The following is a 26,366-nucleotide window of genomic DNA, read 5'->3' as shown; positions in this document are numbered from 1 at the left end:
CTCCGGTACAGCTCGCCACTCCTCGTCCGGGGGGAGGCGCCAGACGGAGACAGATATGACGCATCAGGCCCCTCGCCTGCCCGCCGGCGCCCGTACGACCCCGCGTGTCGCGCTGCTGGCCGGAGCCGCCATGCTGGCGGCCTCGCCGGCCTTCGCCCAGGAAACGCCTCAGGCGGCGCCGCCGCCTGCGGTGACAGCTCCGCCCCCCGCGATGGCCGAGCAGCCGTCAGCACCGGCGACAGCGGCGCCGGCTGCTCGTCCCGCGCCGACCGCCGAACGCCCCGCGACAGGCGCCGAGCCGATGACGGATGACGACTATGAGGTCGAAGGCCTGATCATCACCGCCCAGCGCACGATGCCGGGGGCGGTGATCGGCGATATCCCGCCTGAAATGCAGCTGACCCCGCGCGATATCCAGGCCTATGGCGTCTCGAACGTTGCTGACCTCGTCGCGGCCCTGACGCCGCAGACCACGACCGGCCGCGGCGGCGACGCAGGCGGCCGGCCGGTGATTTTGATCAACGGCGCGCGCACGTCGAGCTTCACCGAGATTCGCGACCTGCCGACCGAGGCCATCTTGCGGGCGGACATCCTGCCCGAGGAAGTCGCGCTCAAATACGGTTATCGCGCCGACCAGCGGGTGCTGAACCTGGTGCTTCGCCCGTATTTCCGCGCGCATATGGCGGAAGGCGGCTACAAGGCGTCGACGGAGGAAGGTGGCGGCGACATCACCGATCTGCACGTCAACATGCTGAACATTCGGCTGCAAAACCGCTTCCTGCTGGATGGCCGGGTCAGCAACCAGACCCCCCTGCTTGAAAGCGATCGTGACTTCGCCCAACCGCGCGCGGACGCGGCCTTTCGAACACTGGCGGCCGAACAGCAGACCGTTGGCCTGAACGCAGTTTACTCGCGCCCGCTCGGCGACGGCATTTCCGGCACGATCAACGCGACGCTCGACGGCGCCGACAGCAAGGCGAAACTGGGATTGAACAGCTTGGCGGGCGGTCCGTTGATGCGGGACTCCACCTCGCTCGCCGGCCACATCGGCGGCGGTGCGACCGGCAGTATCAAGGGCTGGAACTGGACGGCGACCGCCAACGCCGACCGGAGTGACAGCGACCAGACGACCCAGCGCGTGGTCGCCGGAACGGCTTATCGCGATACTTCAAACTCCGTCAGCACCTCCGCTGACGCGGAGTTGGTGCTCAACGGCCGGCTGTTCCGCCTGCCGGCCGGATACATGAACAGCACGATCCGCGTGGGCGCAGAGACCCTGGACTTCAGCACCGAAGCCGTAAGAACCGGCGTACGCCGCACCTCCGACCTGTCGCGCGACACAGGCAATTTCCAGATCAACGTCGACATGCCGTTGACCAGCAGGCGCAACGACTTCCTGGCCGCGATCGGCGATGTCTCGCTGAACTTCAACAGCGAGGTCGAGGACCTCTCCGACTTCGGCCAACTGACCACCATCGGCTACGGCGTCAACTGGGGACCGAAGGAGGGGATCCGCGTGATCGCTTCGGTCACCGACGAGGAGACCGCCCCCACGGTGCAGCAGCTCGGCAATCCCGAACAGGTGACACCCGGCCTGCAGACCTATGACTTCCGCACCGGCCAAACGGTGATGATCTCCCGCATCGACGGCGGAAATCAGAATCTGTCGGCCAGCGATCGTCAGGTGATGCGTCTGGGCCTGAACCTGAAGCCGTGGAGCAAGCGCGACCTGACCTTCACCGCCAGCTATCTGAAGAGCCGCACGGAAGACGTCATCTCAACCTTCCCGTCGGGCAGCACCCAGATCGAGGACGCCTTCCCCGACCGCTTCATCCGCAATGCCGCTGGCGTCCTGACGCAGATTGACGCCCGGCCGGTGAACTACGACAGACGCGACACCGAGGAACTCCGCTACGGCTTCACCTTCCGCAAGGCGATCGGCCCACAGCCGCCGGCCGGCGGCGGCCGAGGCTTCGGTCAAGGCGGTCAAGGCGGTCAAGGCGGTCAAGGCGGTCAAGGCGGTCAAGGCGGTCAAGGCGGTCAAGGCGGTCAAGGTCCGGGCCGAAATCAAGCCCAGGGTCAAGGTCAACCCGCCGCTCAGGCTCCGCCTACCGGTGCGCAAAGCGGCCCGGCAGGCGCCCAGACCGGCTTGATTCCCGGCGGCGCTCGGCCTGAAGGCGGCCCACCGCCCGGCGCCGGCTTCGCAGGCCCGCCCGGCGGCGGCGGTCCCGGCGGGGGCGGATTCGGTCGAGGGCCGGGCGGGCCCGGCGGATTTGGCGGCGGCCGTCCCGGCGCCGGAAACATCCAGTTCGGCCTCTACCACACGATCAAATTCCAGGACGAGATCACCATCCGATCCGGCATTCCGACGCTCGATCTGCTCAACGGCGGCGCCATCGGGTCCGGCGGCGGTACGGCGCGCAATGCGGTCGACGCCCAGGGCAACTTCACGCGTAACGGCCTTGGTCTCGCGCTGAACGCTCGCTGGACCGAAGGCACCCAGGTGCGCGGCGTCGGCGTCGGCGGCGCCCAGGATCTGGACTTCTCCGACCTGACGACGCTGAACGTTCGGCTTTTCGCGGAGCTTCGTCAGCAGCCTTGGTTCCGCGAGCATCCGTTCTTCCGCGGCTCGCGCGCCACCCTGGCGATCGACAACCTGTTCAATCAGAAGCAGGAAGTGCGCGACAGCACCGGCGCAACGCCGATGAACTATCAGCCGAACTTCCAGGACCCGTTGGGCCGCACCGTCCGGGTCTCATTCCGAAAACTGTTCTGACGCGGCGCGCCGGGACAGGCTCAGTCCTGTTCCGACAGTTCCCGGAAGCGGCTGCCGAGGAACAGCAGCGGCGGGGCCTCGCGCTCATATCGCAAGGTCTCGACCCGCCCGATGATCACTCGGTGATCACCGGCGTCGAGGACCTGGTCGACGACGCACTCGAAATTGGCGACGCAACCAGCGAGGATCGGCGCGCCCTTCCAGGTTTCCACCACGGCTCCCTCGAACCGCTCTCCGTCACGCAGGGTGAAACGCCACGCCGTGTCTTCCTGGCCGGCGCCCAGCACATTGACGGCGAAGGCCCCGGCCGCCTCGAAGGCGGCGAGGCTCTTGGAGGCGGCGTCGATGCAGACGAGCACCAACGGCGGATCGAGCGATACCGAGGTGAATGCGTTCACCGTCAGACCGACCGGGCGACCGTCGGGGCCCTGGCAAGTGACGATGGTCACACCGGTGGCGAAGCAACCGAAAGCTTCGCGCAGGCGTCGAGACTGCTCGGCGCTGGCCGGGCCGATATCGACGATGACAGGTTCAATCATGCAGGCCTTCTGCGGCTCCGCGTCAGGCGGTGCAACAGCAAAGCGCCTTCAGGCGGCGCGATCCATCGCCTTGAGCACGCCCGGCTCAGCAGGATCGAGCGTAAAGGTCGCCGGCAGCTTGCGCTCATGCGCCTTTTGCAGTCCGACCGCCTTGACGCCCCGCGCCAGCGCCGCCTTCGCCAGGGCGGCCGGACCGAACCCTGTCTCGATGGTCGGGTGCGCTCCCAGCAGGCCGGGCAGTCGCCGCCGCAGAACGCCGTTGGCGTAGATGACGTTAGCGCGCATCAGAGCGCGCGGGGTCATGAATTCAATGGAGAGAGAGACGTTCAGCATCGGGCCGTTCTCGATCCGATGTGGCGCGTTCTGGGTCCAGCTGACCATGTCGCCGGGCTTAAGTTCGACTTGGATCGCCGAGGTGTCCCAAGCCGGGTCGAAGGCGAATTGCTCGGCGGCCTCGCGCAGGACGATCCGTTCGAGCGCCTGGTCGCTGACGAAGGGTTCGGCGACGGGATATACCCACACGCGCTTCACCCCGCGCAGTTGCCACAGCGAGACCAGGGCGACATCCAGATGGTAGAATACCTGAGCGTTGGCCGACGAGATCAGCAGGCCCACGTCGCGCTTGAAGGTTGGGGCGTGCGGCGCGTGACGCGCCTTGTCGGCGAAGATTTCATCGCTGAGTTCGGCATAGGCCGGGAGGTGCTTGTTGGTCTCGCGCAGGTTCAACCAGATTCGTCCGGCCTTGGCGGCGGCCAGCAGTTCGGCGCCCGAAAGGTCGCCCGCTGAACCGCGCCGCCAGGTCGTCCAGGCGATGGGATCCTCTCCCATGGTGAAGACACCAAGTTTATCGCGCGGATAGTCGTCCAAGGTGCGCGCCAGCCCTTCGTCGTCGAACATCGAACGTTCATGCAGTGCGTGGCGGAAATTCGTGGTGTCGTGGGTGAAGGCGGCGGCCTTCTCGGCCGACCAGTCGGTGATCACGCTCATACTGCCTGCCCGTAGAAATGAATCTTGAACGGCCCCCACCAAAGGGTCTTGCCGAGGCCGCGCGCGGCGCGGTCCAAGGTCTCGGCGCGTTGGGGGCGGCCGGTCAGCCACTGGAAACCGGCCGCGACGCCGAAGATCACGGCCTGCCCGATCCCGACCAGCATCCACTTGGCGACGCCCAGACGATCCGGCGGGTTGGACGCGGCGCAGTGCGCGCTCGGCCCCTGGCCATAGGCGAACGCCCGGCGAAGCGTGTAGGCGAGGGTCAACCGTTGCGGAGCCGGATCCTCCCAGACCCATGCCGCAGGCTCCCAGGCGAAACGCGCGCCTGCCGCCTGCATGCCGCCGAACATCAGGTCATCTTCCCCGCCGATGTGATTTCGCGCGGCGTTGAACGGTTGGGTCGGATGCGGCATCGCCGAGCGTCGCACTAGGCTGTCGCCACAACCGTAGTAATGGTCGATCACGCCAGGTTCGGTCGGCCCTTCTCGGGAAAAGAAGCGTTCGAGATAGGTGCGATGCACGCCGACGCTCTCCGGCGCGCGCCCACGCACCGGGCCGAACACGACGTCAGCATCATATCGCGATTGCGCGGCCAGCAGTGCGGCGAGCCATCTCGGCGAAGCTTCCTCGTCGTCGTCGAGCGAGGCGATCAACTCGCCGGCCGCAACGGACATGGCCGCATTGCGGGCATTGGCGACACCTGCCCTCGGCTCATGAACATAGACGATGGGGAATGGCGACTCACGGCGCAGAGCCTCGACGCCTGCTTGGGCGGAGGGTTGCTGGTCATTGTCGACCACAATCCACTCGAGTTCGGCAGGATCGACATCCTGTTGAGCGAACAACGACCGCCCGGCGCGCGCCAGGCCCTCAGGCCGCCGCTGGGTCGGGGTGATCAGGCTGATCCGGGCGCCGACCATCAGCCTTCGGCCTCTCGGCCCCTGCGCGTCTGGGCGGCGACGGCGTCGACGAAGCCACGAAGCCGTCCGCTCATGGTCGGGTCTGCGCTGGCGATGGCGTTAAGGCGCCGATGCAACCGCCCCACGGCGCCGTTCCGCTGAGCGCCCGCCAAGGCCCAGGCCGTCTCCAGGGACCCGGCGCGACGGCCTGCCGGGCTGGCGGCCAGCGCCACGCCCTCCCCAATCATCGCCTGGGTCGTCGACCACGGGCGCTTATAATGGTCATGCCCCGGGCCGAGATCATAGCGGTGAAGACCCACCTGGGTCATGGCGAGGATCGCGTGGCTCAGGAAGGTCTGCCCCGGCGAGCAAACCGCCAAGTCAGGGTCCGTCGACGCAATCCAGGGATGATAGACGCCGCCGAGGCGCACCCCGAAATGCCCCGCCACCAAACGGTCGCCAGCGTAGAGGCAGAGCATCAGCCCCTGGAAATCACCCTCGCGCAGCGCGAAGAGGTTTCGCAGCAGCTGGACGGTCCACTCCGGTCTCAGAAAGTCGTAGGCGCCGGTGCGATGTAGTTGCTCCCGCTTCCAACGCAGCAAGGTGTTGAAGGCTTCCGGCGAACAGTCGGGAGCCGTGAGGCGCAGTGGACCGACTTCGCGATCGAGCTTGTTCTCGAGCCGTCGCCAGTTCTTGAAGCGCTTGGCGCTCGCCGCCCTAAGCTCCTCAAGATAGGCCTCCGGCGACTCCGTGAGCACGATGCTATGAGAATCGCGCGGCGCCATCGGGCCAAACAGGCCGAACGGATCGATCAGCCCACTGAAGCGAATGGATGAGAGATCGGCCGCGGCAAGCGCGTTCGCGCCGCCAACGCGGAAGTCGGGCGTGCTGACCAGGGCGTGAAAATCCGAAAGCAAGGCGCCGATGGGGCGCGCCAAGCCACCGGGGCGACGGTGGTGGGGCAGGAAGCCGATCACCTCCCCGCTCCGCCGAAACACCGCCACTCGCGTGTCGTCGCGCACGGCGCCGACGGCCTGCGCAAAATCTGGCCCCAACAGCGGACTGCCAAATGCCGGCTGCGCAGTCGCCAGCAGGCGCCACGCGGCCTGGTCGGCCAGCGTCAGATCGGCAGGATGCAGGCTTTCGATTTCCAACATGACACGGCGTAGCTTCGGGCCTTCTACCCGTTGCAATCCTTAGGCCACAAATATTGAAGAACCATTGGATCGGCCCGCATCGGCGCCAGATCAGGCTTGTGTGAAAGTCTGGCGCAGAATGCGTTCCAGCCCCTCGACGTCTACCGCATCGAAAGCCGCCAGTCGGTCGCTGTCGACATCCAAGACCGCGATAAGCGCTCCGGTGTCGTCGAAAACAGGCACGACCACCTCGCTCTGCGAACGGCCGTCGCAGGCGATGTGGCCTGGAAACGCATGAACATCCGCAACGAGCTGTGTCCGCCGCGTCGCCGCCGCCGTTCCACAAACGCCACGTCCGAACGCGATACGCAGGCAGCCGAGCGTGCCCTGGTAGGGTCCAACCACCAGTTCATCGCCCTTGTGATGATCGACGAGATAGAAGCCCGTCCAGAAAAAGTGCTCGAAGCTGTTCGCCAGCATCGAGGCCACCGTCGCCATCCGGGCCGTTCGATCCGGTTCCCCCTCCAGCACCGAGGCGATTTCTCCCGCCAGCTCGGCGTACCGTTCGGCCTTTTCGGCCGCCAGGGTCTTGTCGTTGAACGCTTCGGCCATCACTCGGAATCCAGATCCAATCCCGCGCCCTCGGGATTCGGCGGCTGCTCCCACGCGGCATAGAGCCTTAAATAGTCACGCACAGGCAATTCCACATTACGCACCCGCGCCGGCGAGGCGGGATCAAACCACTCGAGTCCAAGATGCTGCGCGACCGTCGGATGGATTGGATTGTGCGTGTGGTACATGCCGCCCGAGGCTTTCTGCACATCGGCGTCGCTCGCGGGCAGTTCGAGAGCGTCGAACACCTTGTCCCGCAAGACTTCGAGCATGCGGAACGAGGGATGATTGTGGGTGACGAAGAGCTTTTCCCGCCTGAAATTGTCCAGCACGTAACGCGCTAGCTTCAACTCGGACCGCCCATCCAGATCGAGCATCTTGGCGGCGTTGATCTCGTGGAAACGGTCCAGATCGAGGCTGGCGGCGATATCGGCGGCCAGCCAGCGGTCGACAGCCCGCTCCGGCGCCTCACCCTGATCAAGCGCCTTTATGATGATCCGGTCGCCATAGGGCCATAGGCCCGGCCCGCCGACCTCCTTGGGCGGATTGCGCGGATCGCGCACGAACGTCGGCCAGAGGGTGTTGAACCACATGACCGGAAAGCGGATCACCTTGGTCCACTTCGGCAACCTCGCCTTGTGGGGCATTTCGGGCGCCTGATGGGCGACCTGTTCCAAAAGGATGGCGCAGTTTCGCAGCGTCTTCTCATCCAGGACGCCCTGGTCGCCGCTACGGAAATTCCGGAAGTAGACGACCCTGTAGTGTTCGTTCACCGCCGGACTGGCTTCCAGCATCTTGGCGACGAAGCGCGCCTGGCAGTTGCCGGCGACGACAAGTCTGGGCGTGGCCACGAAGAAAACGGCTCCTACTGACGAAGCCGGTCAGATAGCGCGCAGCGGAAAGCCACGCACGCGCAATCCAGGGCGCCGACACCAAGCGCGGGAGAACACGTTCCCGAACCGATCCTGCTTATCGCGTACTTGTCGGCGCGTTCGGCAGTTCGTTACGATCATCGTCCCGCGGCGGCAGATACGCCGCCAAGATTAAGCCGATCCGCTCGACCGCCGCCACAAAACCATCGGCCGTCTCGCCGCGGCGCAGCGGCTCGGTCAACAAGGCGATCACCTCGTCCCAGGCCTGGTGCGGAGCCTTGGCGTAGATGCCCTCGTCCGCCAGAACCTCGGCGCGCCGGTGCTTGGTGCTCACGTAGAGTAGTACGCCCGTGCGATCGCGCGTATGCGCCAGCCCAAGGGCCTCGAACTGCGCCTTCGCCGCGCGATCGACCGCCGCCTTCCGCCAAGAGATCGGGGTGAGCCAGCCGGGAATCGGGGAAAGCGCTAGGGCCAGGGCCAAGATCAGCACCGCGGCCTGTAACATCACATAGGTTTGCAGGGCGGACGCCGCGGCGACAGTCGGCGTCAGGCCGTGCGCCGCGCTCCATCCAACGAAAATGTCCATCAGCGCCTGCGGCTGAAAGCCAAGCAGCAGGAACACAGCCGGCGCCGCCAACGCTAGGCCACACGCGATCAGCGCGCCTCCCGTGGGGTTGAGGTCGTCCGCCAAGACGCAGCGGATTTCGCCGCTCGTTCCACGCTCCGCGACGGCCACGGCCGCGGAAATTCTCGCCGCCTCGTTGGATGTCAGCGCCCGTCGCGCCATCACCAGCTCCCTGAACTGCCGCCGCCGCCGAACGAACCGCCGCCGCCAGAGAATCCTCCCCCGCCGCCCCGGCCGAAGCCGCCCCCGCCGCTCCATCGACCATGGTCTCGGCCGCTGTTCGAGAGGGCGCTGAGCACGATCCAGGGCAAGGCGCCGCCGAGTCCGGACCGGCGGCGGCCGCGCGCGAAAAGGAAGATCGCCGCGAATAGAATTAGAGCAAAAATGAGCGGCGCGCTGGGGCCTGAATCACCGGAAGCGCGCTGATCTTGCCCGGCCGCCGCGGCGCGGGTCCTGGCCTCGTCGGGCGGTAGAGCCAGTTGCTGCGCAATGGCGTCGACGCCTGCGATCACGCCGCCTTCCATGTCCCCAACCTTGAAGCGAGGCAGCACCTGGCCCTGCAGGATCACGGAGGACATCGCATCGGTGAGTATGGGTTCCAGCCCGTACCCCACCTCGATCCGAACCTTTCGCTCGGTCGGTGCGACGATCAGCAACGCCCCATTGTCGGCCTTCGTGTCGCCGATGCCCCACGACCGCCCAAGCTGGTAGCCGTAATCGGCGATGTCGTAGCCTTGCAGCGACGGCAGGGTCACGACAACCAACTGCCGGCCGCTGGCTCGCTCGAGGGCTTCGAGCTTCGTCGTCAAGGCTGCCTCTGTCTGCGGCGACAGAATACTGGCGTCGTCGACAACCCGTCCGGTCAACGGCGGAAAGGTCGGCGCGGCGAACGCGACGCCGACCCAGACCGCGGCGACGGCGAGAGCGCCGAGCGCCGCTCTCCATCGCGAAAGCAAGGACATCAGGGGCGCGGGGCGGGCTGAGACGCCGGAGGCGCGGAACCGGGCGTCGAAGTATCAAAGCTGACGGTCGGCGCCGTCTGCGCCGCCGTGGTGGCGGCGAATAATGTCGCCGGCTTTTGGCTGGCATACAGCGTCTTGGCCCAGATCACGCTCGGAAAAGTCCGCAAGGTCGTGTTGTAGACTCGGGCGGCCTCGTTGTAGTCGCGCCGCGAAATCACGATGCGGTTCTCGGTCCCCTCAAGCTGGCTCTGCAGGGCCAGGAAGTTCGCGTTGGATTTCAGATCCGGATAGTTTTCGGTAATCGAAAGCAGCCGCCCCAAAACACCTGAAAGCTGGTCTTGCGCGGCCTGGAAGCGTTCGAAGCTCGCTGGGTCGGTGATGGTGGAAGCATCGACCTGCACCTGGGTCGCGCTGGCGCGGGCCTGAGTCACCTCGGTCAACACCCGCTCTTCCTGGGCGGCGTAGCCCTTCACGGTGTTGACCAGGTTCGGAATGAGATCGGCGCGCCGCTGGTATTGGTTCTGCACCTCGGCCCACTGGGCTTTTACCTGCTCGTCCTGTGTCGGGATGGTGTTGACGCCGCAACCAGCCAGCGAAACGGCGACAGCGAGGCCGGCGAGCGGCAGAAGAAGACGGCGGCTGAGAATACGGCGCATATGGACGGCTCCCATCACCCTCGCTCAGTGCGGCAAGGCTGAAGTAATGTCGGACCGAGCGTCTCCTCACGCAAGAGCGCTTGCGGCCTCACCGCCACCGCCTCCACCAAGGCTTCAGCGCCATGGCCGACGCATGGGCGTCGGCGATCGCCACAACCGCCGCCCGGCGAATCTCGCACGCCCTCAGAGCTGCTTCCTCTCTTACCCCCCAAGCCGCGAGTTCGCCGACGGTCGCGATGCCGGCCGTCGGGGCGCCTTGGCATTCAGCGCGTAGACTGGGAGGGATAACTGGCGCCAGGGGCGTCGGTGCGCTCACGCATCCCATCGACAGCAGCAAGCCAGTTGCCGCGAACGGCGTCAGGAATAGGCGTGTCGCCACCGGGGGCGGTCTCAACCTCATGGGCTAGAGTCTCCGATTTCACGATGTTCCGGGTGATGGCCCCATTCGCCCCGTCGGCGATGGCGCTCGTGGTGGCGTTCAGCGCGGCCTGGGCCTCTCCCGTCCTGGCTCGGGCTTTCCATGGATCGTCCTTGAAAACCAACCAGGCCGTCGCCAAGGCGAAACCAAGGGCCAACACAGCAAGGCCAAACGTGAGGCGCATCATGACACCAGCTCGAAATGTGGGCTGTCGCTCTCGCCTCGCTCGCGCGACCGGCCGTCCTGATCCCAATCCGCGCCCCACCGAATAGTGACGCCCAGTTCGTTCGCGGCGCGCAGCATGGCCGTGGCCACCGCATCGAACGGCGCAGTGGCCTTCCAGTCGTAGGGCGCGGGCAGCAAATCCACCGCGTGACCATAACCGTTGGCCTGCATCCGGTGCTTGGTGTTCAGGGGATTGCGCAGCCAGGTCACCTTGGCGGCCGAAGGGTCGGCGTAGGCCTTCGGCACGCCGGCGGCGACACAATCGGCCCCCGTCCGTCCCTTCCCCCAATTGCGATAAGCCTCAGCGTCCGATCTCACCCCCTCGATAACCTTGAAGTCGACGACGGTGAAGCGGATGGCGCGCTTGACCACCCGCACCAATCTCGGGTCCACGCCGTCCAGGAAGGCGAGCGACTTCGCGCCCAGCACAAACGTCATGGCAGAACTCCAATATCGGGGCGCGAGCGTTGCCCGCAAAAGAGGGTCTAGCCGCCCTTGGTCTCGGTGACCGTCTCGGTGCGGCTGGTCCGCACGGCACTGATCAGCTTCCAGATATCGGTGAGGGTCGCGCCGCCCATGTAGAAGGCGGCCAACAGCGCGTTGTAGGCGACAAGCGCCAGGGCCAGCCACTTCAACACCGCCGCGTCGGTGGTGCGCCAGATCAAAGCCCCGAGGAGCGCGTCACCGAGCACCGTCCCCAAGACCGCGAACCACCGCCGCCAGAAGAATGCCGGCTCTGGTAGCGAGGATGGGACGCCATGCGCGACCCGACGCTCCGTGACGGTCGGCGCTTCGGCCATGATCAGCCCTCGACGGAGAATTCGCGCACCAAGCTTGCCCCGCTGGTCAAGCTGGCGAGGGCGCGATGGATACCGGCCATCTCGCGGCCCAGCTTTTCCAGTTGACCCGCGACGGCCTTCAACCGCTCGTCGAGACGGATCACGGTCTCGGCCGCGGCGGCGTCGCGCTTGGACTCGCGCTCAAGCACTTCGATACGGTTGGACAATCGGCCCATGAAATAGGCGAAGGCCACGCCCTGCACGCTGACAGTCCCGAACAGACCACACAGCGCGATCCAGGCCATGAGCGGCATGGGAACTCCTAGGAAAAGACTTTGACGGCCGCCGCCGCCAGGGCGCCCCAGACAGCGACGGTGAAGACGAGCACCCCGATCCGCGGCCAATGCGGCCGCAACCGGCGCCGCCGACAGTGGGCGGGTTGAACGATGCCCATCAGGACGTCCTCAGGCTTTGCGGCGAGGCTGCGGTTTCAAGCAGGCGGCGACGCGGGCCGCGCCGGTCGGGGTCAGGCGGTAGCCGGCGCCCCGCACGGTCTCGATGGCGTAGACCCCGAGGCGTTCGCGCAGGCGGAAGATGGTCATCACCGCCTGGCGGGGCGTGTCGTCCGACGTCGAGTCCATCAGTTCGACCAGCAGGCTCGCACTGGTGAGCCGTGCCCGCCGGTTGAACAGCGCCAGCAGAGCCCGCGCGAGGCTGGGCCAGAGGCCAAGACGCTCCTGCAAGCTCGCGAGGCTGGCCGCGTCGTCGTCCATGGCCAACTGCGCGCGAAGCCAAAGGACTTCGTGCTCCCGCTCGGCGCATCGCTCGCAGGCCATCAGGTGAGGCTGCTGAACCCGGCCTGCACGTTGCCGCTTTCGGTGACCACGGCCGCGCCATTGTTGGCGATCGCCTTGCCGCGTACCGGGCCCTCGCCAGTGAAGCTGCACCCCTCGACGTTCACCGCGATGGCCGAGGTCACATTGCTGTCGATCAGCAGACCCGCATCCTGCTGGTCATCCACCGAACGGATGATGGTGGCGCCGACGAACGATTGCGTCGCCGGGCCAGGGTAGCTGGCGTTGTAGAGGATGCGCAGCGGCTCGTTGCAGTCGTCGATGTGGTCGCCTTCGGAGGTGAAGTTCGAGCCCATCTCGTTGCGGATGCCGGAGATGCCGCACAGGCGGAACCTATTGCTCTGCGAACTGAACGACCCGCCATGCACCGACAGGCCGTCTCCGGCTCCCGAGGTGGTCGAGCGGGTCTTGCCGGTCGCGATGATCTCGCAGCACGCCGCCAGTCCATTGTTTGAGCCGCCCGGGCTGACGCCGTCGTCGGCGCACCAGCCGATTTCGCTCTGGATGATCGCCGCGCCATTGCCCGACTGGGGGTCGAACACCTGCCCCAAGAAGTGGCGGAACTGGATGCGGCGGAACTTCAGGTGGTTAGCGCCGAGGCCGTAGAAGTGCTGGTCGTTGGCGTCCTTGGGCACATAGATCGTCACCGTGTTGGGATCGATGCCCGGCCCCAGGTTCACGCTGAGCGTGCCGGCGGAATACTGGAAGCTCTGAGCCTGCGAGGTCGCCCGATTGTAGATCCGCACCGGGTCGGCGTTCAGCCCATCGACATAGGCCCACAGGAGCGGCGGATCGTTTGTGCGAGCCAGGGCGGCCGACCATTCGTCGCCGCTGACCACCGTCCAGGCCAAGACCGTCGGCGGCGCGCCATACACCTTCAGGGTTCCCTCGCCGATCCTGTCGAAGACGATGGGCTTGGTGGCCTGGCCGAGGTTGAGGCCCGCGTTGGCGGTGATCCCCCCATAGAAGGTGTCGCCGCCCTTCATCAAGATGCGGTCGCCGGCGCGGAAGGCGTTGGCGCTTCGGGCGCTGACCCAGGCCATGGGGTCGGCCTTGGCGGCGGCCAGGGTGAAGCCGGTGTTGGCGTCGTCGCCGTCGTTCGCGAAAATCCACGCGGTGGTGCGGCGAGTGCGCGCCCACGCCTGGATGCGAGCGGTCTCGTCGGCGGTGGGAACCGCGCTCATCACGATCAGGCAGGACAGGTAGTAGTTGCCGTAATTCCCCGTCGTGTGCTTGCCGATCATCTGGAACGATGTCGTGCTCGTGCCGGCGTTGCCGCTGCTGCCGGCGGCGACGCCATCAACCTCGCCGGAGAATGTACCGGTGGCGATGTCGTGCGAAACGATCAGGCACGACAGCCGGTTGGACGACAGGGTCGCAGCGCTGGCGGGGATAATGGCGCGCGTCGTACCCATGTTGAGGCTGACGGAGGTAGGCGACGCCTGCCAGAGGAACTGGCCCGAGGCGCGGCCAAGCAAGGTCTTGTTGGTGCTGGTCTGATCGAGCGGCTGATAGATCGCGATGATGCCGCCCCCAGCGAACGGCAGGGCCGGGCTGATGTTCAGAAATTGCGCCTGGGCCTTGTCGAACTTCACGAGGTCCGCACCGTCGGGGCCGTAACCCGGCTCCAGGGTCGGACAGGCGGCGCCCGGCGTCTGGGCCGCCGTGTAGTCGCCCGTGTCGGACAGCCACGACGAGACCTGATTGCCGCCGCTCAGCGTCACGCCGCTTTCGGCATACCAGCCGGTCACGTAGCCGGTCAGCATCGACGGCGACCAGGCGGCCGTGACAGTGATGTCAGGGGTCAGCAACTGATAGGTGTAGGGCGTCGCCGTCGAGCGGATGCGGGCGATGGGCTGGTAGGCCCAGCCTGGCGTCAGCAGGGTCGAGCCCACGACGAGGTCATTGCCGCTGAGCGCAAACGCCCCGGCTTCGTCGTACAGCAGGGTCAGGGTCGCGGGGTCGTAGTCGGCCGGATAGGTGAACGTGCCGATAACGGTCCCGGCCGCCGCGTTGTCCGCCACGGTGGCGTTCGAGAGCGTCAGGGTCTCCGGCGGCGGCGCGACTCCGCCCGGCACATAGAGGCCCCCGCCGCCCATAGCCGGAACGCCCGTAACCATGAGACCGCTCTGACCGAGCGACGGCGCGCCCGGCGTGGAAAGTCCGGTCATGCTGTGATCCTGCGAGGTTTAGCGCGAGGTCTCGATGACGGAGACGGTCTGCGATCCCGCCCCCACCACGCCGTAAACGGCGTTGCTGCCGCAATCGAGGGTCAGGGAGGCCCCATCGACGCCAGGCAGGCGAAACCCGTTCGCCGTGGTCACGCCGCTGTCGTAGCCGATGTAGACGGGCGTCGCGCCGTGGTTCTCGATGATGACGCTGTCCTTGCCGGTTCGGGCGGCGGAAATAACGGTCGCAGTCGTGGTGACGCTGACTTGGGGCATCGTGTGGTCCTTTGGTGAGGGAGCGACTAGGCGCCGATCTGGGGAACTATCGCGAGCGCCGCTGACGTGGTGGTCGGTCGCGACGCTAGCCGAAAGCCTTGTCATCACGCGGCTTGAGTATGTGGCTGGGGAAGGCACGCCTCTCGAAGGAGGTCCGCATTCGTCCACCCGCCCCTACCCCGCCGCGTCGATGGTCGCCGAATGCTGGAAGGCGGCGGCGGCGTCCTGACCCGCCTCGCGTCGATCGAGCGCACAGCCGGCGACGCCGCGAAGGCCGCTGGCGGCAAGCGCCCGGACATAGTCGAGGGCTCGGGCCTTCGTCACCCGAGGCGCCAGGCCGGAAAGATCGAAATCGGCCTTACCAGCCTCCCGTCATGAAAGCTCGCACCGCCATTTCCTTCTTCTGCTTCGACGCGGCGATGGCCTTGTCGAGGTCGCCCATCACTTGGGCGAGGAAGGGATCGGTCGCTGTGATCGGAGCGCCGCCGGACGCGGGGAGTGTGCTTTGCACCTGCACGATGTTCCGGGCGGCGCGTTCCATCCATCCACCGCGCCGTTGGCCGGTCGGCTGAATCTGCGGGGTTTCCACCAACGGGCGTTGAAGTTGACCGTTCTGCTCGATCGCTACCGGCGAGAAGGACAGCTGCCGGCCGCTGTTGGATTGGGGGGCGCTACCGCTCATATCAGAAGCTCTTCGCTTTAGAGTTGGCATTGCTGCTGGTCGAGCCGCCCGCGTTGTTGATCCCCAGCACCGATTGGTTGAGCAGCGTCTGCCGTGTGAGCGGATCCTGTTGGCCGCGCAGGAACTCTTGATAGGCCGCATCGAGACCGGCTTGCTGGTTGCCTTGGTACTGTTGACCGAGTTGGCCAAGAGCCGCGGCGCTGTTCAGCGCTTGGTCGGTCCGTTGCCCCGCGATTCCGGCGAGACCGGCCGCGCCCTGGAGGTTGGCCGCCGTATTGGCTTGGTCGATGCCGGCGTTGGCGATGGCCGCCTGCTGGCGGCGATCAGCGTCGGCTGCACGCGCGGCGTAGTCGGCCGAGGAGTTGTACTGCGCCGCCGTATTGGCCGCCCCGGCATTGAACAGGTTCGCATCGTTCTGCGCGCCCATGCTGGCGAGACCCGCCTGCTGGCCACGGTCAGCGTTGGCGTTGAGGACGCTCGTATTGACGCCCTGGTTAGCGAGCGCGGCCTGCAGAGCTCTGTCGTTGTCCGCCGACATTAGGCCGGTGGCGCGGTCGAAGCCGGCGTTGAGCAGGTTGTTTGTATTCTGCTGCTGCAACTCGGCGAAGTTCTTGTTGTTCTCGGCGTCAACGATGCCGTGACGCGACCCGCCGAAGGCGCCGGCGGCCGCGGCGGCGGCGGCGTTCTGGGTCTGCACCATCTGGCGTTGACGATCCAAGGCGGCGTTCGATTGGTCGATGACCGACGACTGATACGGGTTCGTGTAAGCTGAAAGGTCGCCGCCGGGGATCGATCCTGCCTGGACCTGGCCGACTTGGCTCGGATCGACGCTCGTCCCGCCGAAGGTCGCGGCCTGCGCATTGGTCGGGTTGATCGCCTGCACCCCTCCGGCTTGCGCCGCATCGAAGTAGAACGGGCTTTGGTTGGCGATCTGGGAATAGACGTTCGATGCGTTGTCGAGTTCGCGCCGTCCCGAATAGGTCGCGCCGACGGCTTGATCGCGCGCCGCGGAGAGCCATTGATTATCGCCGGCCGACAGCTGGCCGCCATAGGGCGTGAAGCCTTGATTGGCGATGCCCTCTGCGCGCGCAATGTTCTGCTGGTATTCGTCGCGCAGCCAGGCCGGGATTTCCGTCACCGTCGTGCTGGTGCCCTTGTTGGAACCGCCGCTCATGGCCAGAGCCTCTTGGTCATCGATAGAAACTCCAGGGTAAAGCCGGTCGCGCGTTCCCATCCGCTTCGGCGCATGGCCGGCGTCGGACGCCCGAAGAAACAGAGATCGTCGGCGTGGCCGCCACGGGCGAACGCCGCCATGCCGGGGATGCATGCGCGAATCTCGGAAAGGTCGCCGCCGGCGAGAAAGACATTCAGGTTTCGCTTGCTGCCGACCGTCGACCACTCGGTGACGGCGGCGCAGCGCTCAGCGACCCAGAGATGGCAGTTGCCCTCACAAACCAGACGGAAGATGTCGTCGGCGGTGTGTGACCCTCCGCTGTGCTCCAGGGCGCTTTCGATGTAGGGCAGCGCCCGCCGCCAGGTGCGGACGAGCTTCGGGTGAGGCGTCACCCCTCGTTCAGCCCCAAGGCGGCGACCAGCGCCTTATGCGCGCTCGACCGCTCCGGGTAGACCAGCAGGCTTTCGATCTCGCCCTCCTTCACCGTGTCGCAGACGACAATGTCGGTGCGTCCGGCCAAGGCGAAGCGACGATAGGGCCCCTCCTGCCAGGTCGCCATGAGGTCGGGCCTGCCCTCCCAGGGCGGCGGCGTGGTGATTTCGATCTTCATAGGGGGGTGCTCGTCAGGATGCCGGAGTTGTTGACGCTGACCGCCCAGCGCGTGCCGTTGGGGCTGGTCAGGATGAAGCGGACGGCCGGCTGCAGTTCCACGTCGCGGTCGCCGCGCAGGACGCCCGTCAAGAACTGGCGCAGGAGGTTTCGGAACGCCCCCTCGTTGGACTGATCGTACGCCTGAGGCGCCGGCGGCGGCTCGAACCTCATCGTGTCGCTCCGGAGCTGGCTTCCAAGAATCCGCTCCCGAACCGGGCGTCGTAGCTGTCGAAGTTGACGACGATCTCGACTTGGCGGGCGGTGAACAACAGATCGGTGCGGCCAGCGGCCAGGCCGACAGCGGCCAGCGTCACCGGCGGCGACCTCGGATAGTCGCGGGTCTCGAACCCGATCTTAGCCGTCCCGATCACGTCGGGGACCAGGCCGGTGACACGCATCATGCGCGAGCCATCGCCGAGCAGCATCGGGCCAGAGCGGACGAAGGGCGTGGCGCCGTCATAGAGCGCCCCAACCTCGTGCTCGAAGATGTAGCCGTCGCCGTCGGACAGCAGCGGAAACGAGAACAATGTCGAGCCGGTCCCGCCAAGGCGGGGCATCACGCCCTCCCACCATTCGCCGGTCTTGTAGTTGAACGACACATACCGGTTGTTCTCGATCGAGGACGTGGAGGGATAGTGCCACCAAATCTCGGTGTACTTGGCGTTGTGCCAGCCGAAAATCTTGGAGCGCTGGCCCTGATTCAGGGCGGCGTCGAGGTCACGCAGCGGGCAGTCTACCGGGGTCACGGCGCCGTCGAAGCGCCAGAACCCCGAACGGCTCCACCACATGGCCCAATCGCCCTGGTTGACGACGCAGCCAACCGAGATGGCGCCACAGCCCTCGCCGACCTTACCCACCCCGAAGATGAAAGGCGGCCCGATGTATTGCATCACATGGGCGTCGACATCGGTCAGGACGAGCGTCTGACCACGAAGCTCGATGCCGGTGACGATCGAGCCGCCGGTGTCCAAGTCGATGTCGCCGGCCTGGTTCGTGGCCGTGGGCGTCCAGACGGTGTTGTTCTCCTGATCGCACCAGGCCACGCGCCGAGGTGTCGAGGAGGCGCCCAGCGCCAACAGAAAGCGGTCTTGGGTGCTGATAAGGCCCTGACAGCCGGTCGGGGCGTTGGTGATCGCCGCCGCCTCCACGCCGGTGTTGAGGCTCCATTGCACCAGACGGCCGTCGCTGAAGCAGCAGCCGACGAGGTCTTGCCCCCAGTTGTCCAGCATCCAGACGGCGGCGGGCATCGGGTTGCCGGTATCCGGCCGGGGCGTTCCATAGGTGCCGACGCCGTAGAAGCCGCCGCCGAACCCGGTGTTGACCGTTGCGTCCGGCTCGCCCGCAACGAAACCGCTGGGGGTGATATCGAACACGGCGCCGATGGCCGTTTGAACGAACAGGCCGGTGTGCGTGCCGATACCGATACGGCGCGCCGGCGGCCCGTCGTTGTCGGCCCAGGCAAAGACGGCCCTGGCTTTGCCGCTGGCCGCGTTCGGCGAGCGCTTGCGCCACCCCAAGACGGGGCCGACATCGGCGCTATAGCCGCGCACGAGGTTGCTCCGCAGCCAACGGCCGCGAGACTGGCCCTCGGTGCCGTCGCGGCGCAGGCCGGGCGGGATGGTGATGGGGAGGCGCATCGCCGCTACTCGCCGACGAAAATGACGTTGCCGCCGTTGAAGCTCCCGGCGAACGCTTTGATGCGGAAATGCGTGATGCGAGAAGCCATAGAGAGGGCCTGCCCCCTGGCCCCCGCCGTCACGTTCGTCACATTGTCCCAGTTGTGCCGAACAGCGACGACCGAACCGATGGCCACGTCAGGATTGAGCACCTCAAAGACCGAATTGAGTTGCCCGCCAGCGACCGTGCTCCCGGTTCCGGAAATCTCGGTGTAGCTCGCCCCGTTATCTGTGGAGTATTCGAATACAAGGCTACCGGCCTGAGTCATCGAGATGTTGCGTACGACGATGGTCAACCTCTTGCACACCGCAGGGATAGCGGCGGCAGCGGTCGTCCCGGAGGTGGTGGCGATGCTGGCGATGGCGGTCAGGCCCAGGTTGAGCGGGACCGTCGTCGCGGTCGTGCAGCGACCCTTGCCGTCAAAGGTGATGACAGGGATGGCCGTGGCTGAACCGAACGTACCGCCGCCGTGCAGGGTGGCCAGCGTGCCGACAGCGGTCACATTGCCCGAGCCGTCAAAGCTCGGCGAGGTGTAGGTGAGGTCGCCGGTGATCGCGATGGTTCGCCCCGTCACCAGGGCAGCGGCCTTGTTGTCGGTGCGCCCTGTGCCGCCTTGAGCAGCCGAGAGCGGCGTGCTGAGCGCCGACAGGCTTGTGATGTCAGCGTTTGCACCCTTAGCCGCCGCAAGCAGATAGTTGCGGGCCGCCGTGGCGTCAGAACGGTCGATCAGGCTGCGGCCAAAGGCCGAAACCGGCGTTTGAGCGACCGTGCCCGGGCCGCTGCAATAGAGGATGTTATCGACCGACCAGCCTAGGTTCGCGATGCCCTGGAGGTTGACGTTCTGAGCCTGGACGTTCGTCCCAATGACCAGCCCAAGGTTCGTCCGCGCCGCCGACGCCGTAGTGGCCCCGGTGCCGCCGTTGACCAGCTTCAGGGCCGGGCCCGTGCCGAAGAAGCCGTTTAGGATGCCTGAGTTGGCGTTGAGCTTGTCGCCCCAGGTGTCTTCGGAGGCGCCGACCTCGACTTGAACCAGGCCGGTCGGGGAAAGGATTGTGTCAGGCATTCAAGACAGTCCCGTACAGGCGCGAGCGCGAATGCTGGCGGAAGGATTGATCGAGGCCGAGGCGGGCGAGGGGTTTGCTGCGAGCTTCCTTGCGGGTCACTTCGGCCAAGGCCTCGTCGCGCGCGCCCTTCCAGACGGCGAGGCGCGGGTCATCAGTGAGGTAAATTCCGCAGACCACCGTCAGCACCGCGGCGAGGTAGAGATCGGGCCAGGCGGTCAGCAGTGCGTTCGTGTCGCCGTCGGCGGTCAGCGCGAAGCGCTTCAGCATGTGCAACGTTAGCGAATAGGCGCTGTCGGCGGGGCGGTCGAAGATGAGATTGGCGCCGTCGATCCACCACGCCTGCGGGCGGCCGGCGTTGGTGCTCTGTCCCTGGCCAGCCCCGATGGGCGAGATGACACAAGAACCGGTGGTCTCGTCCAGCGTCAGCGACAGCGCCTCAAGATAGTTGACCGGTAGCGCAACCACGGCGCTTCCCGGCGTCATGACCAGGGCTTCGTCGCTCTCCATCATGCGGAGGCGAAGCGAGCGATTGAGAAAGGCCTCAGCCAGGGGGACGGCGTCGGCGATGCGGTCGGTAAAGTCCGATCGCACGAGGGCGTCCGCCGCCGCCGCCTTCAGCGTCGACAGAGAAGTGATAGCGGGCATCACTCTTTCCTTTTGGGCCTGCGGCGGCGCGCCGCCGCAGGCGGTGAAACAGGCCAAATTCTAGAAGTGCTCTGGCCTCAGCCCGCCACGGCGGACCGCGCCGCCTTGCGCGCTTCGGCCGCTAGCTGGCCGCGCTGCGCCGCCCGTCGAATCCGCCGCCGCAACAGCCACACACCGATAGGCGGCGCGGCCACCAGAACGAACAATTCCGCGGTTTCCAGGATGGAGACGGTGGTCGATCGCGCCGATGTCCGGACCAGCCCTTCGGCCGTGCGCCAGGAAAACATTACATACAGCGCCACTGCGCCGTAGAAGGCGGCGCCGCCGATCGCGAGCAATCCGGCCGCGAGCACGGCGACGCGCGGCCCAAGGTGAAAGCCGAACACCGCCGCCTGATCATAGGCCTGCAAGGTCACGAGCCAAACGGCGAAGATCCAACCGCCCATCAAAGTCAGGACGGCGAGGTTCAGGACGAAGCCCCGCACGTCGGGCTTCAAGGGTTCACTGCCCACCGCCAGGCCGGCAAAAGCCACGAAGACGACCAGGTAGAAAACCAGCGGGTGCATACGCGCGATCGCTCTGGCTAGCATCGGATCCGCCCCCGCCCCGGTCATCACAGTGACCGAGACGGAGCGTTTCGCAAAGCGCTACGGCGTGCCGCTGAGCCGGACGCCAAGCCGACGATCGGCGTTGATGGTGCCGAAGAATACGTCCCAGCGGTGGTTGTGGGTGTCGCTGGCGCCGTCGGAATAGCGCCAGTAGCGTACGGTCAACCCGGTGTCCGGATCGGTCGCATAGTCGGCCTCCCCGGAGTAGGGCATGACCAGCTTGGCGCTCACCAGCTTGATGGCGGTTTTGTGGAAAGCGGCGTTCGCTCGATAAGTCGTCCCCGCCGTGCCCAACCAGGTGACCACGGCGTTGTCCGCCGGTGACGCAGTCACGTTCTGATAGGCGCCGCTGATGATGATCGGCGGGCTGATCGACAGGCTGTTCAGAACCCCGGCCCCACTGGCCGTCGCGTCGGCCAGCACGGTGAACTGCTGCGGATAGCCAAGGTCATCCTTGGTCCGCGGGTTCACGGCGTTGACTCCGGCCAGGGTGAACACTTCACCGGCCTTCACCGTGCCGGAGGCGCCCAGACCATCAATGTTCAGCGTCTGGGCGTAAGTGGACTTCACGCTGGCGTAGCTCACCTCCTGGCCCGCGCCATTCACCGCTCCGTTGGTGCGGCTGCCGCAAGTCAAGGTCGGCACCGTCTGGGTGATGTAGGGCTTGGTGTTGCCCAGCACCGGGATCTGCGCCTTCTCCAGAGCCGTTCGCGCCGTGGCGCCGGCCAGGGCCGCGTTGGTGAGCAAGGCGCCCGCCATGGCGTAGCCGTCGGCCGGCGTCAGGATCGCGTTCCGATCGTTGGCCGGAATGGCCATCTCGTCCATCCGTTGCGGCGCCTTGAAGAAGTCGGCGGCGCTGTCGATCGTCTGCCCGGGCGCGCCCACCCAGTGGTGGAACTCGTTCACACGAGCCACCAGCTGAGCATCAACATAGCTGGCGATCTGAGCCATCGAGGCGTCGAGCACCCGGCTCTTCAGCAGGGCGTCGAGCTGCAGGGTTTCCTCCTGGCTGGTGAACTGCACGTCCACCCCGGCCTGCTTGTCGATTTTCACCTCGATCTCGCCTTCGGTCACATCCTGGGCCGAGGCCGTGGCGCCGGTGCGGATGATGAACTCCGGCGGTCGTTTCACGCTCACGCTGCCGCCCACGCCGGGCTTAAACGCCTTGTCGACACCTTCGCTGTCGACCAGCTTAGCCATCACCAGGTTGTTCTTCAGCAGCTTCAGGCCGGCGTTGGCGAAAACCTTGGCCGGCAGAAATGCATTGCTCATCGTCAATTAGTCTCCATCTGGCCGGCGGAGCCGGCGCGGGGCCTGGCGCGTCTGGCGACGGGCAAAGGCAGGTTGGGAAAAAGGGTTTCGGACGCTTCGGGCGGTTAGCGCCGCGAGCGCATCCGTTCGTCTGCAAGCCGCTCGAAAGCGGCGAAGTCTTGGGTGTCGGCGCCCGGGGCGAAACGCCCCGACCGCCCCTTCAAAGTGCGCGCCGGCGCTGTTCTTTGCCCTTCAGCGATCCGTCGCGCGCGATGTGATTGCTGCTGCGCTTGATGGCCCAGCATGGCCAGATGCAGCACCTTGATCATCCGCGGGTCGGTCACCTGTCCCAGCTCGTCCGGGGAAAACCCGAAAGCCGCTTGGCCGAACTCGCCCAATGCCGCGCCCATTCGGGGCGACCAATCTTCAATCTCGCGAGCCAAGACGGCGTGGCAGCGGTCCACCGCGTGGGCGAACTGCTGCTGCTCCATCAAGGCGCGCTGCTCCTCCGAAAAGCTGACGGCTTGGCGGAGGGCGTCACGCTCGTTGTGCAGGGCGGTGTAGCTCTGCCAGAGCTCGGCGGCGCGCTGCGGATCTTGAGCCCGAAGGCCCTCCCAGTCCACGCCACTGAACGCCGCCAGTTGATGGCTCAGCGCCGTATGGTGCGCCATCTGGCTCTCGTTCTCACGAAGAAACCGCATACGGGCCTGGTTCTCTTGAGCCAGCGCATCGCGTTCGCTCTCCAAAGCCCGGCGGCCGTCCGCCAACTCCTGGGTTTTTCGGGTGTAGTCAGCGTGCATCATCAGCGCCGGCTTCAGCGCCTTGGGGATGCGATAGCGCTGCCCCTGATGTTCCACCTCGGTCGTGTCACCCTGACCGTAGGGATCAACGGCCGGGTCTTCGTAGGCGTCAAGGGCGTCCCGATCCTCGACGGCCATGTCGATGGCCTGGTCAAGGGTCAGGCGAGAGCCGCCGGCAAAGCTGTTGCCTTGCCGTTCGAACCCTTCGTCGTGAGCAGGTGCGATCGCGTCGTCGTCCGCAGACGTGACGTCACCGCCCTGCGAGGTGCTCGCAAGGTCGTTCAAGAATGCAGTCCTTTCAGGTTGCTGCTGACCCACCTCTCAAGGTGGGCCGGCCTCGTCGCTTCAGCGCACGATGCTGTAGGCGTGGACCATGCGGTCCAGCCGCGAGTTCGGGTTTCTTACCGACCCCAATCGGCTGCCCGCCTCGAAATTGTAGACACGCGTATCTTTCGGATCGCCGCCCAGCAGTTCTACGGACGTGAAGCCGCACACGCCGTCGTGTTGCCTGTTATCGAGAGTGATCTCCGCGGCGAACGCGCCCTTCGGCGCGGGACGATCAACTCGGATCGCCGTCAGCCTTTGGCCGGCCCAAGTCCGAATAGGCCAGCCTTCTTCGACCGATAGGGCACGATATCGATGCCCCGCTCTCCCGGAGCCCCGACCTTGGTCAAACGCCGTCCGCCTTCGAAGCCGTACGCGCGCTGATCGGCCGTATCCTTGCCGAACAAGGTCAAGCGAACGTCACCACAGGCGTCGCCGCTCCGTGACGAGACCGCCACCAACATCGCGAACGCGCCTTCCGGCGCCGCGCTATCGACCCGGATAGGGAGCCTCGGCGTTCCGCAATCGAAACTCACCGTCTGCACGCGCCCATTCGTCAGGGTCACGTCGACATTGAAGTTGGCGCTCGAACCCTCGTTGCCGGACACATAACGCCCGCGCAAACGTCGCACGGGCAGAGATGGCGGCGACGGGTTCCCGTTCAGCAGCGCCTCCCCATAGAAATACTGGATCCTGAACGGCGACCAGGCCCCCTTGTCGCCGGCGATTGATTGCGGGCTCCCAAACAGCACGATGTAGTGGGCTTTGGCGCAGCCCGTCGGGGGATCAGGGAGCGATCGATGCGAGTAGAATCCTAGCGCGGGCATCCACGGATTCAGACGCATTGCAGGAACGGTGTCGCTGAGCGTTTGCCCGGCGCACTTCACCGTCAGACGCTCAAGTTGGCCAGGCACCGTCCTGCGGGCGAGATCATAGCCGAGGGCCTCCTTGTCAGCGACTGTCGCCGTGACCTCATAGACCGCGCCGTCGCCGACGAACTCACTCGTCAGCGAAACCGGGAGAACCGCCGCAGGGCCGTCATACTGCTTATAGCCGGTTCCTTCCGATCGCAGCGCGACAAAACCCGCCGCCCCCGACACCGCCGCCACCGCGACTAATCCAATGAGGTATCGGCGTCTCAGTTTCCAGCCCGCCATCTCTGCCCCTACTCACGTCGACGGTTCGTGTTCTGTTCTTGATAACGCCGCCGCTCGGCTTTCTGCAAGTCTATGGCCTTCTCGCGTGAAAGTTGCCGACCGTCTTCCCCGAGATAGACCTCATAGATGTCCTGAGAGAAGGCCTTCTTCCGTCCCGCGTTCTGCGGCGCCGCGTAAGGTCGCGTGTAATGGCGCGCCAGATAGGCGTCGGAGATATACTTCGGCATGGCTTGAAGATTTTTTCCGTCCAGCATGAAGGAGGTCACCCCTCCACGGTGCCTTATGGCGGAGATGACCGGTTGATGCCCTTCGTCGATCAGATCGGAGAAATTCTCCAGGTCGAGATCTGAACCTCCGGGTTCAAAGTCGGGGGAGGCCTGCGTGAGATAGTTGTCATGCTGTCCGTGGCCGATGTTGGCGGATTTGACCCAGGCGCTGTCGCGGTCGCCCTTCCAGTATTCCGTCGCCACACCTTTCAGATCACCATCTTCGACGCCGACCCCGTCGAGCCTGAGGCCGTATTCCACGTTCGGGTCGAAGCTGTCGTAGCCGGGCGGCTTCAACGCCTCGACCAGACCCTTGCCGCCAGTGAAGGGCGTCGGTTTGTAGTCCAGCCTCACGTCGCCGCCTTGGTTCCGGAGCCCGGCCGCCTCGGCCGCCAGGTTGGCCAGCGGCGCCAGCGGTCCGTGGTTCTCGCCGCTCAACGGCCCTTTGCGCATAGGCGTGGGCGGCGTCACCCGCCGCAGGTAATCGAGGGCTTCCGCACGTTGCGCTTCCGCGTCCAGCAGGCCGAATCCGGGCGGCGTGATCGGCCCAAACCCACGAGGTATCAGCTTGGGCGACAGCATGATGGCTCCTCCACATCCAAGATCAGTTCCGGCTCACGCGCCGGCGGCGTCGAACGTCAGCGCCGCCGTCCGCGCCTCGGCCTCCATGCGGTCGGTCTCAGCCTTGAAGGCTTCGATCTCCAGCTTCTTCAGCTGTAGCGCCCGATCGCCCCCGGCGGCCTGTAGCGGGCCTGCATGGCCAACCGCCCCGCAAGCAGGCGGTACGGATCTGGGGTCAGGTCCAGCTCGTTTCCACGTACCAACGGCGATCATTGGGGTCCGCCGGCCGAATTTCCCCGTCCGGGCCGGGACCAAGAGGCTTGCCGTTCGCGTAGAAGACTAACTCCCGCGACGAGCCGGACACCGCGAGGCCAGAGGTTTCCATCGTCAAGCTGACGATCGTGCTGTCCTGATAGTCCCTAATCTGGAGGGTCTTAACACGCAGCTTTCGCATCATCGGGCGGATCGCTCCGGCGTTTCCTCCCGCTCGTCCGCAGACCAAGGTGGAGACCTTCGGATCCAGCATGATCCACGTCCGCGTATCCGTTGGATCGGTCGGGTGATTGATCGGGCGACAGGCATCCGCCGCGGCCACGAGCGCATTGAACTCCGCCTTGTGCCGGCTGTAGTTCGCCAAGACCTGCGTCGGCTCCGGCGAGAGTCCACAGCCGGCCATCGCGGCCGACCAGCTCAAGACTAGTCCCCAACGGACGCTGCGC

34 protein-coding genes are annotated in these 26,366 nt (G+C 66.0%); 1 reads left to right on the top strand and 33 read right to left on the bottom strand.

The annotated features are described in order from the left end of the window. Positions 1 to 55 precede the first annotated feature (55 nt). On the top strand, positions 56 to 2,776 hold the full coding sequence (locus ACFLIT_RS05625; protein WP_479910219.1) for a TonB-dependent receptor: 2,721 nt from the start codon (positions 56 to 58) through the stop codon (positions 2,774 to 2,776). A gap of 20 nt (positions 2,777 to 2,796) precedes the next feature. Here the strand turns inward: ACFLIT_RS05625 and ACFLIT_RS05620 are convergent, their stop codons facing one another. From ACFLIT_RS05620 to ACFLIT_RS05460, 33 genes are all read right to left on the bottom strand, one after another. Next, a complete protein-coding gene (locus ACFLIT_RS05620; RefSeq protein ID WP_479910218.1) occupies positions 2,797 to 3,315 on the bottom strand; it encodes a flavin reductase family protein in 519 nt (172 codons plus the stop codon). 48 nt (positions 3,316 to 3,363) lie between these two features. Further along, positions 3,364 to 4,302 carry a hypothetical protein gene (locus ACFLIT_RS05615; protein ID WP_479910217.1) on the bottom strand — a complete coding sequence of 313 codons (939 nt, stop codon included), beginning with the start codon at positions 4,300 to 4,302 and terminating at the stop codon, positions 3,364 to 3,366. Then, positions 4,299 to 5,225 carry a glycosyltransferase gene (locus ACFLIT_RS05610; RefSeq protein ID WP_479910216.1) on the bottom strand — a complete coding sequence of 309 codons (927 nt, stop codon included), beginning with the start codon at positions 5,223 to 5,225 and terminating at the stop codon, positions 4,299 to 4,301. The genes ACFLIT_RS05615 and ACFLIT_RS05610 overlap by 4 nt, the downstream gene beginning before the upstream one ends. Next, positions 5,225 to 6,361 (bottom strand): GNAT family N-acetyltransferase, encoded by a 1,137-nt coding sequence (locus ACFLIT_RS05605; RefSeq protein WP_479910215.1) that lies wholly within the window; start codon positions 6,359 to 6,361, stop codon positions 5,225 to 5,227. The genes ACFLIT_RS05610 and ACFLIT_RS05605 overlap by 1 nt, the downstream gene beginning before the upstream one ends. A 90-nt stretch (positions 6,362 to 6,451) precedes the next feature. After that, entirely contained in the window at positions 6,452 to 6,952 is a 501-nt protein-coding gene (locus ACFLIT_RS05600; protein ID WP_479910214.1) for a GAF domain-containing protein, read from the bottom strand. Further along, on the bottom strand, positions 6,952 to 7,803 hold the full coding sequence (locus ACFLIT_RS05595; RefSeq protein WP_479910213.1) for a WcbI family polysaccharide biosynthesis putative acetyltransferase: 852 nt from the start codon (positions 7,801 to 7,803) through the stop codon (positions 6,952 to 6,954). Before ACFLIT_RS05595 ends, ACFLIT_RS05600 begins: the two co-directional genes overlap by 1 nt. Positions 7,804 to 7,921: 118 nt before the next feature. Further along, on the bottom strand, positions 7,922 to 8,611 hold the full coding sequence (locus ACFLIT_RS05590; RefSeq protein WP_479910212.1) for a TPM domain-containing protein: 690 nt from the start codon (positions 8,609 to 8,611) through the stop codon (positions 7,922 to 7,924). Continuing rightward, positions 8,611 to 9,411 carry a TPM domain-containing protein gene (locus tag ACFLIT_RS05585; RefSeq protein WP_479910211.1) on the bottom strand — a complete coding sequence of 267 codons (801 nt, stop codon included), beginning with the start codon at positions 9,409 to 9,411 and terminating at the stop codon, positions 8,611 to 8,613. The genes ACFLIT_RS05590 and ACFLIT_RS05585 overlap by 1 nt, the downstream gene beginning before the upstream one ends. Continuing rightward, on the bottom strand, positions 9,411 to 10,067 hold the full coding sequence (locus ACFLIT_RS05580; protein WP_479910210.1) for a LemA family protein: 657 nt from the start codon (positions 10,065 to 10,067) through the stop codon (positions 9,411 to 9,413). Before ACFLIT_RS05580 ends, ACFLIT_RS05585 begins: the two co-directional genes overlap by 1 nt. Positions 10,068 to 10,155: 88 nt before the next feature. Then, positions 10,156 to 10,392 (bottom strand): Rz1-like lysis system protein LysC, encoded by a 237-nt coding sequence (lysC, locus tag ACFLIT_RS05575; RefSeq protein ID WP_479910361.1) that lies wholly within the window; start codon positions 10,390 to 10,392, stop codon positions 10,156 to 10,158. Beyond that, positions 10,331 to 10,672 (bottom strand): hypothetical protein, encoded by a 342-nt coding sequence (locus ACFLIT_RS05570; protein WP_479910364.1) that lies wholly within the window; start codon positions 10,670 to 10,672, stop codon positions 10,331 to 10,333. Before ACFLIT_RS05570 ends, lysC begins: the two co-directional genes overlap by 62 nt. Next, positions 10,669 to 11,148 carry a M15 family metallopeptidase gene (locus ACFLIT_RS05565; RefSeq protein ID WP_479910209.1) on the bottom strand — a complete coding sequence of 160 codons (480 nt, stop codon included), beginning with the start codon at positions 11,146 to 11,148 and terminating at the stop codon, positions 10,669 to 10,671. The genes ACFLIT_RS05570 and ACFLIT_RS05565 overlap by 4 nt, the downstream gene beginning before the upstream one ends. Before the next feature lie 47 nt (positions 11,149 to 11,195). Further along, positions 11,196 to 11,402, bottom strand: coding sequence for a hypothetical protein (locus ACFLIT_RS05560; RefSeq protein ID WP_479910208.1), 207 nt, complete (start codon positions 11,400 to 11,402; stop codon positions 11,196 to 11,198). 110 nt (positions 11,403 to 11,512) lie between these two features. Further along, positions 11,513 to 11,803, bottom strand: coding sequence for a hypothetical protein (locus tag ACFLIT_RS05555; RefSeq protein ID WP_479910207.1), 291 nt, complete (start codon positions 11,801 to 11,803; stop codon positions 11,513 to 11,515). Between the two features lie 8 nt (positions 11,804 to 11,811). Further along, positions 11,812 to 11,943: a hypothetical protein gene (locus tag ACFLIT_RS05550; protein WP_479910206.1), complete on the bottom strand. Its 132-nt coding sequence runs from the start codon at positions 11,941 to 11,943 to the stop codon at positions 11,812 to 11,814. 10 nt (positions 11,944 to 11,953) lie between these two features. Continuing rightward, positions 11,954 to 12,262, bottom strand: coding sequence for a helix-turn-helix domain-containing protein (locus tag ACFLIT_RS05545; protein ID WP_479910205.1), 309 nt, complete (start codon positions 12,260 to 12,262; stop codon positions 11,954 to 11,956). 62 nt (positions 12,263 to 12,324) lie between these two features. Then, entirely contained in the window at positions 12,325 to 14,514 is a 2,190-nt protein-coding gene (locus ACFLIT_RS05540) for a hypothetical protein (protein WP_479910204.1), read from the bottom strand. 18 nt (positions 14,515 to 14,532) lie between these two features. Next, complete coding sequence (locus tag ACFLIT_RS05535; RefSeq protein ID WP_479910203.1) at positions 14,533 to 14,787, bottom strand: hypothetical protein; 255 nt, start codon at positions 14,785 to 14,787, stop codon at positions 14,533 to 14,535. A 174-nt stretch (positions 14,788 to 14,961) separates the two neighbouring features. After that, on the bottom strand, positions 14,962 to 15,111 hold the full coding sequence (locus tag ACFLIT_RS05530) for a hypothetical protein (RefSeq protein ID WP_479910202.1): 150 nt from the start codon (positions 15,109 to 15,111) through the stop codon (positions 14,962 to 14,964). A 34-nt stretch (positions 15,112 to 15,145) separates the two neighbouring features. Beyond that, the gene (locus ACFLIT_RS05525; RefSeq protein WP_479910201.1) at positions 15,146 to 15,469 is read right to left on the bottom strand and encodes a hypothetical protein; all 324 of its coding nucleotides are present in this window, start codon (positions 15,467 to 15,469) and stop codon (positions 15,146 to 15,148) included. 1 nt (position 15,470) lies between these two features. Next, positions 15,471 to 16,643, bottom strand: a complete 1,173-nt coding sequence (locus ACFLIT_RS05520) for a hypothetical protein (protein ID WP_479910200.1) — start codon at positions 16,641 to 16,643, stop codon at positions 15,471 to 15,473. After that, positions 16,640 to 17,035: a hypothetical protein gene (locus tag ACFLIT_RS05515; protein WP_479910199.1), complete on the bottom strand. Its 396-nt coding sequence runs from the start codon at positions 17,033 to 17,035 to the stop codon at positions 16,640 to 16,642. The genes ACFLIT_RS05520 and ACFLIT_RS05515 overlap by 4 nt, the downstream gene beginning before the upstream one ends. Then, positions 17,032 to 17,253, bottom strand: coding sequence for a hypothetical protein (locus ACFLIT_RS05510; protein ID WP_479910198.1), 222 nt, complete (start codon positions 17,251 to 17,253; stop codon positions 17,032 to 17,034). Before ACFLIT_RS05510 ends, ACFLIT_RS05515 begins: the two co-directional genes overlap by 4 nt. Beyond that, on the bottom strand, positions 17,250 to 17,465 hold the full coding sequence (locus tag ACFLIT_RS05505) for a hypothetical protein (RefSeq protein WP_479910197.1): 216 nt from the start codon (positions 17,463 to 17,465) through the stop codon (positions 17,250 to 17,252). Before ACFLIT_RS05505 ends, ACFLIT_RS05510 begins: the two co-directional genes overlap by 4 nt. Continuing rightward, the gene (locus tag ACFLIT_RS05500) at positions 17,462 to 18,931 is read right to left on the bottom strand and encodes a hypothetical protein (RefSeq protein WP_479910196.1); all 1,470 of its coding nucleotides are present in this window, start codon (positions 18,929 to 18,931) and stop codon (positions 17,462 to 17,464) included. Before ACFLIT_RS05500 ends, ACFLIT_RS05505 begins: the two co-directional genes overlap by 4 nt. Before the next feature lie 5 nt (positions 18,932 to 18,936). Continuing rightward, entirely contained in the window at positions 18,937 to 20,034 is a 1,098-nt protein-coding gene (locus ACFLIT_RS05495) for a hypothetical protein (RefSeq protein ID WP_479910195.1), read from the bottom strand. After that, a complete protein-coding gene (locus ACFLIT_RS05490; protein ID WP_479910194.1) occupies positions 20,027 to 20,737 on the bottom strand; it encodes a phage adaptor protein in 711 nt (236 codons plus the stop codon). The genes ACFLIT_RS05495 and ACFLIT_RS05490 overlap by 8 nt, the downstream gene beginning before the upstream one ends. Before the next feature lie 20 nt (positions 20,738 to 20,757). Further along, positions 20,758 to 21,246, bottom strand: coding sequence for a hypothetical protein (locus tag ACFLIT_RS05485; protein ID WP_479910193.1), 489 nt, complete (start codon positions 21,244 to 21,246; stop codon positions 20,758 to 20,760). A gap of 81 nt (positions 21,247 to 21,327) precedes the next feature. Further along, a complete protein-coding gene (locus tag ACFLIT_RS05480) occupies positions 21,328 to 22,560 on the bottom strand; it encodes a P22 phage major capsid protein family protein (protein WP_479910192.1) in 1,233 nt (410 codons plus the stop codon). Between the two features lie 104 nt (positions 22,561 to 22,664). Continuing rightward, positions 22,665 to 23,624, bottom strand: a complete 960-nt coding sequence (locus tag ACFLIT_RS05475) for a hypothetical protein (protein WP_479910191.1) — start codon at positions 23,622 to 23,624, stop codon at positions 22,665 to 22,667. Positions 23,625 to 23,914: 290 nt separating this feature from the next. Continuing rightward, the gene (locus ACFLIT_RS05470; protein WP_479910190.1) at positions 23,915 to 24,772 is read right to left on the bottom strand and encodes a hypothetical protein; all 858 of its coding nucleotides are present in this window, start codon (positions 24,770 to 24,772) and stop codon (positions 23,915 to 23,917) included. Positions 24,773 to 24,828: 56 nt separating this feature from the next. Further along, positions 24,829 to 25,668: a hypothetical protein gene (locus tag ACFLIT_RS05465; protein ID WP_479910189.1), complete on the bottom strand. Its 840-nt coding sequence runs from the start codon at positions 25,666 to 25,668 to the stop codon at positions 24,829 to 24,831. A gap of 214 nt (positions 25,669 to 25,882) precedes the next feature. Beyond that, positions 25,883 to 26,341, bottom strand: a complete 459-nt coding sequence (locus ACFLIT_RS05460) for a hypothetical protein (RefSeq protein WP_479910188.1) — start codon at positions 26,339 to 26,341, stop codon at positions 25,883 to 25,885. Between the last annotated feature and the right edge of the window lie 25 nt (positions 26,342 to 26,366).

The sequence above is a fragment of the Caulobacter sp. HJHS_5 genome (genome assembly GCF_056683955.1).
This window is presented reverse-complemented; position numbering and strand designations above follow the sequence as displayed.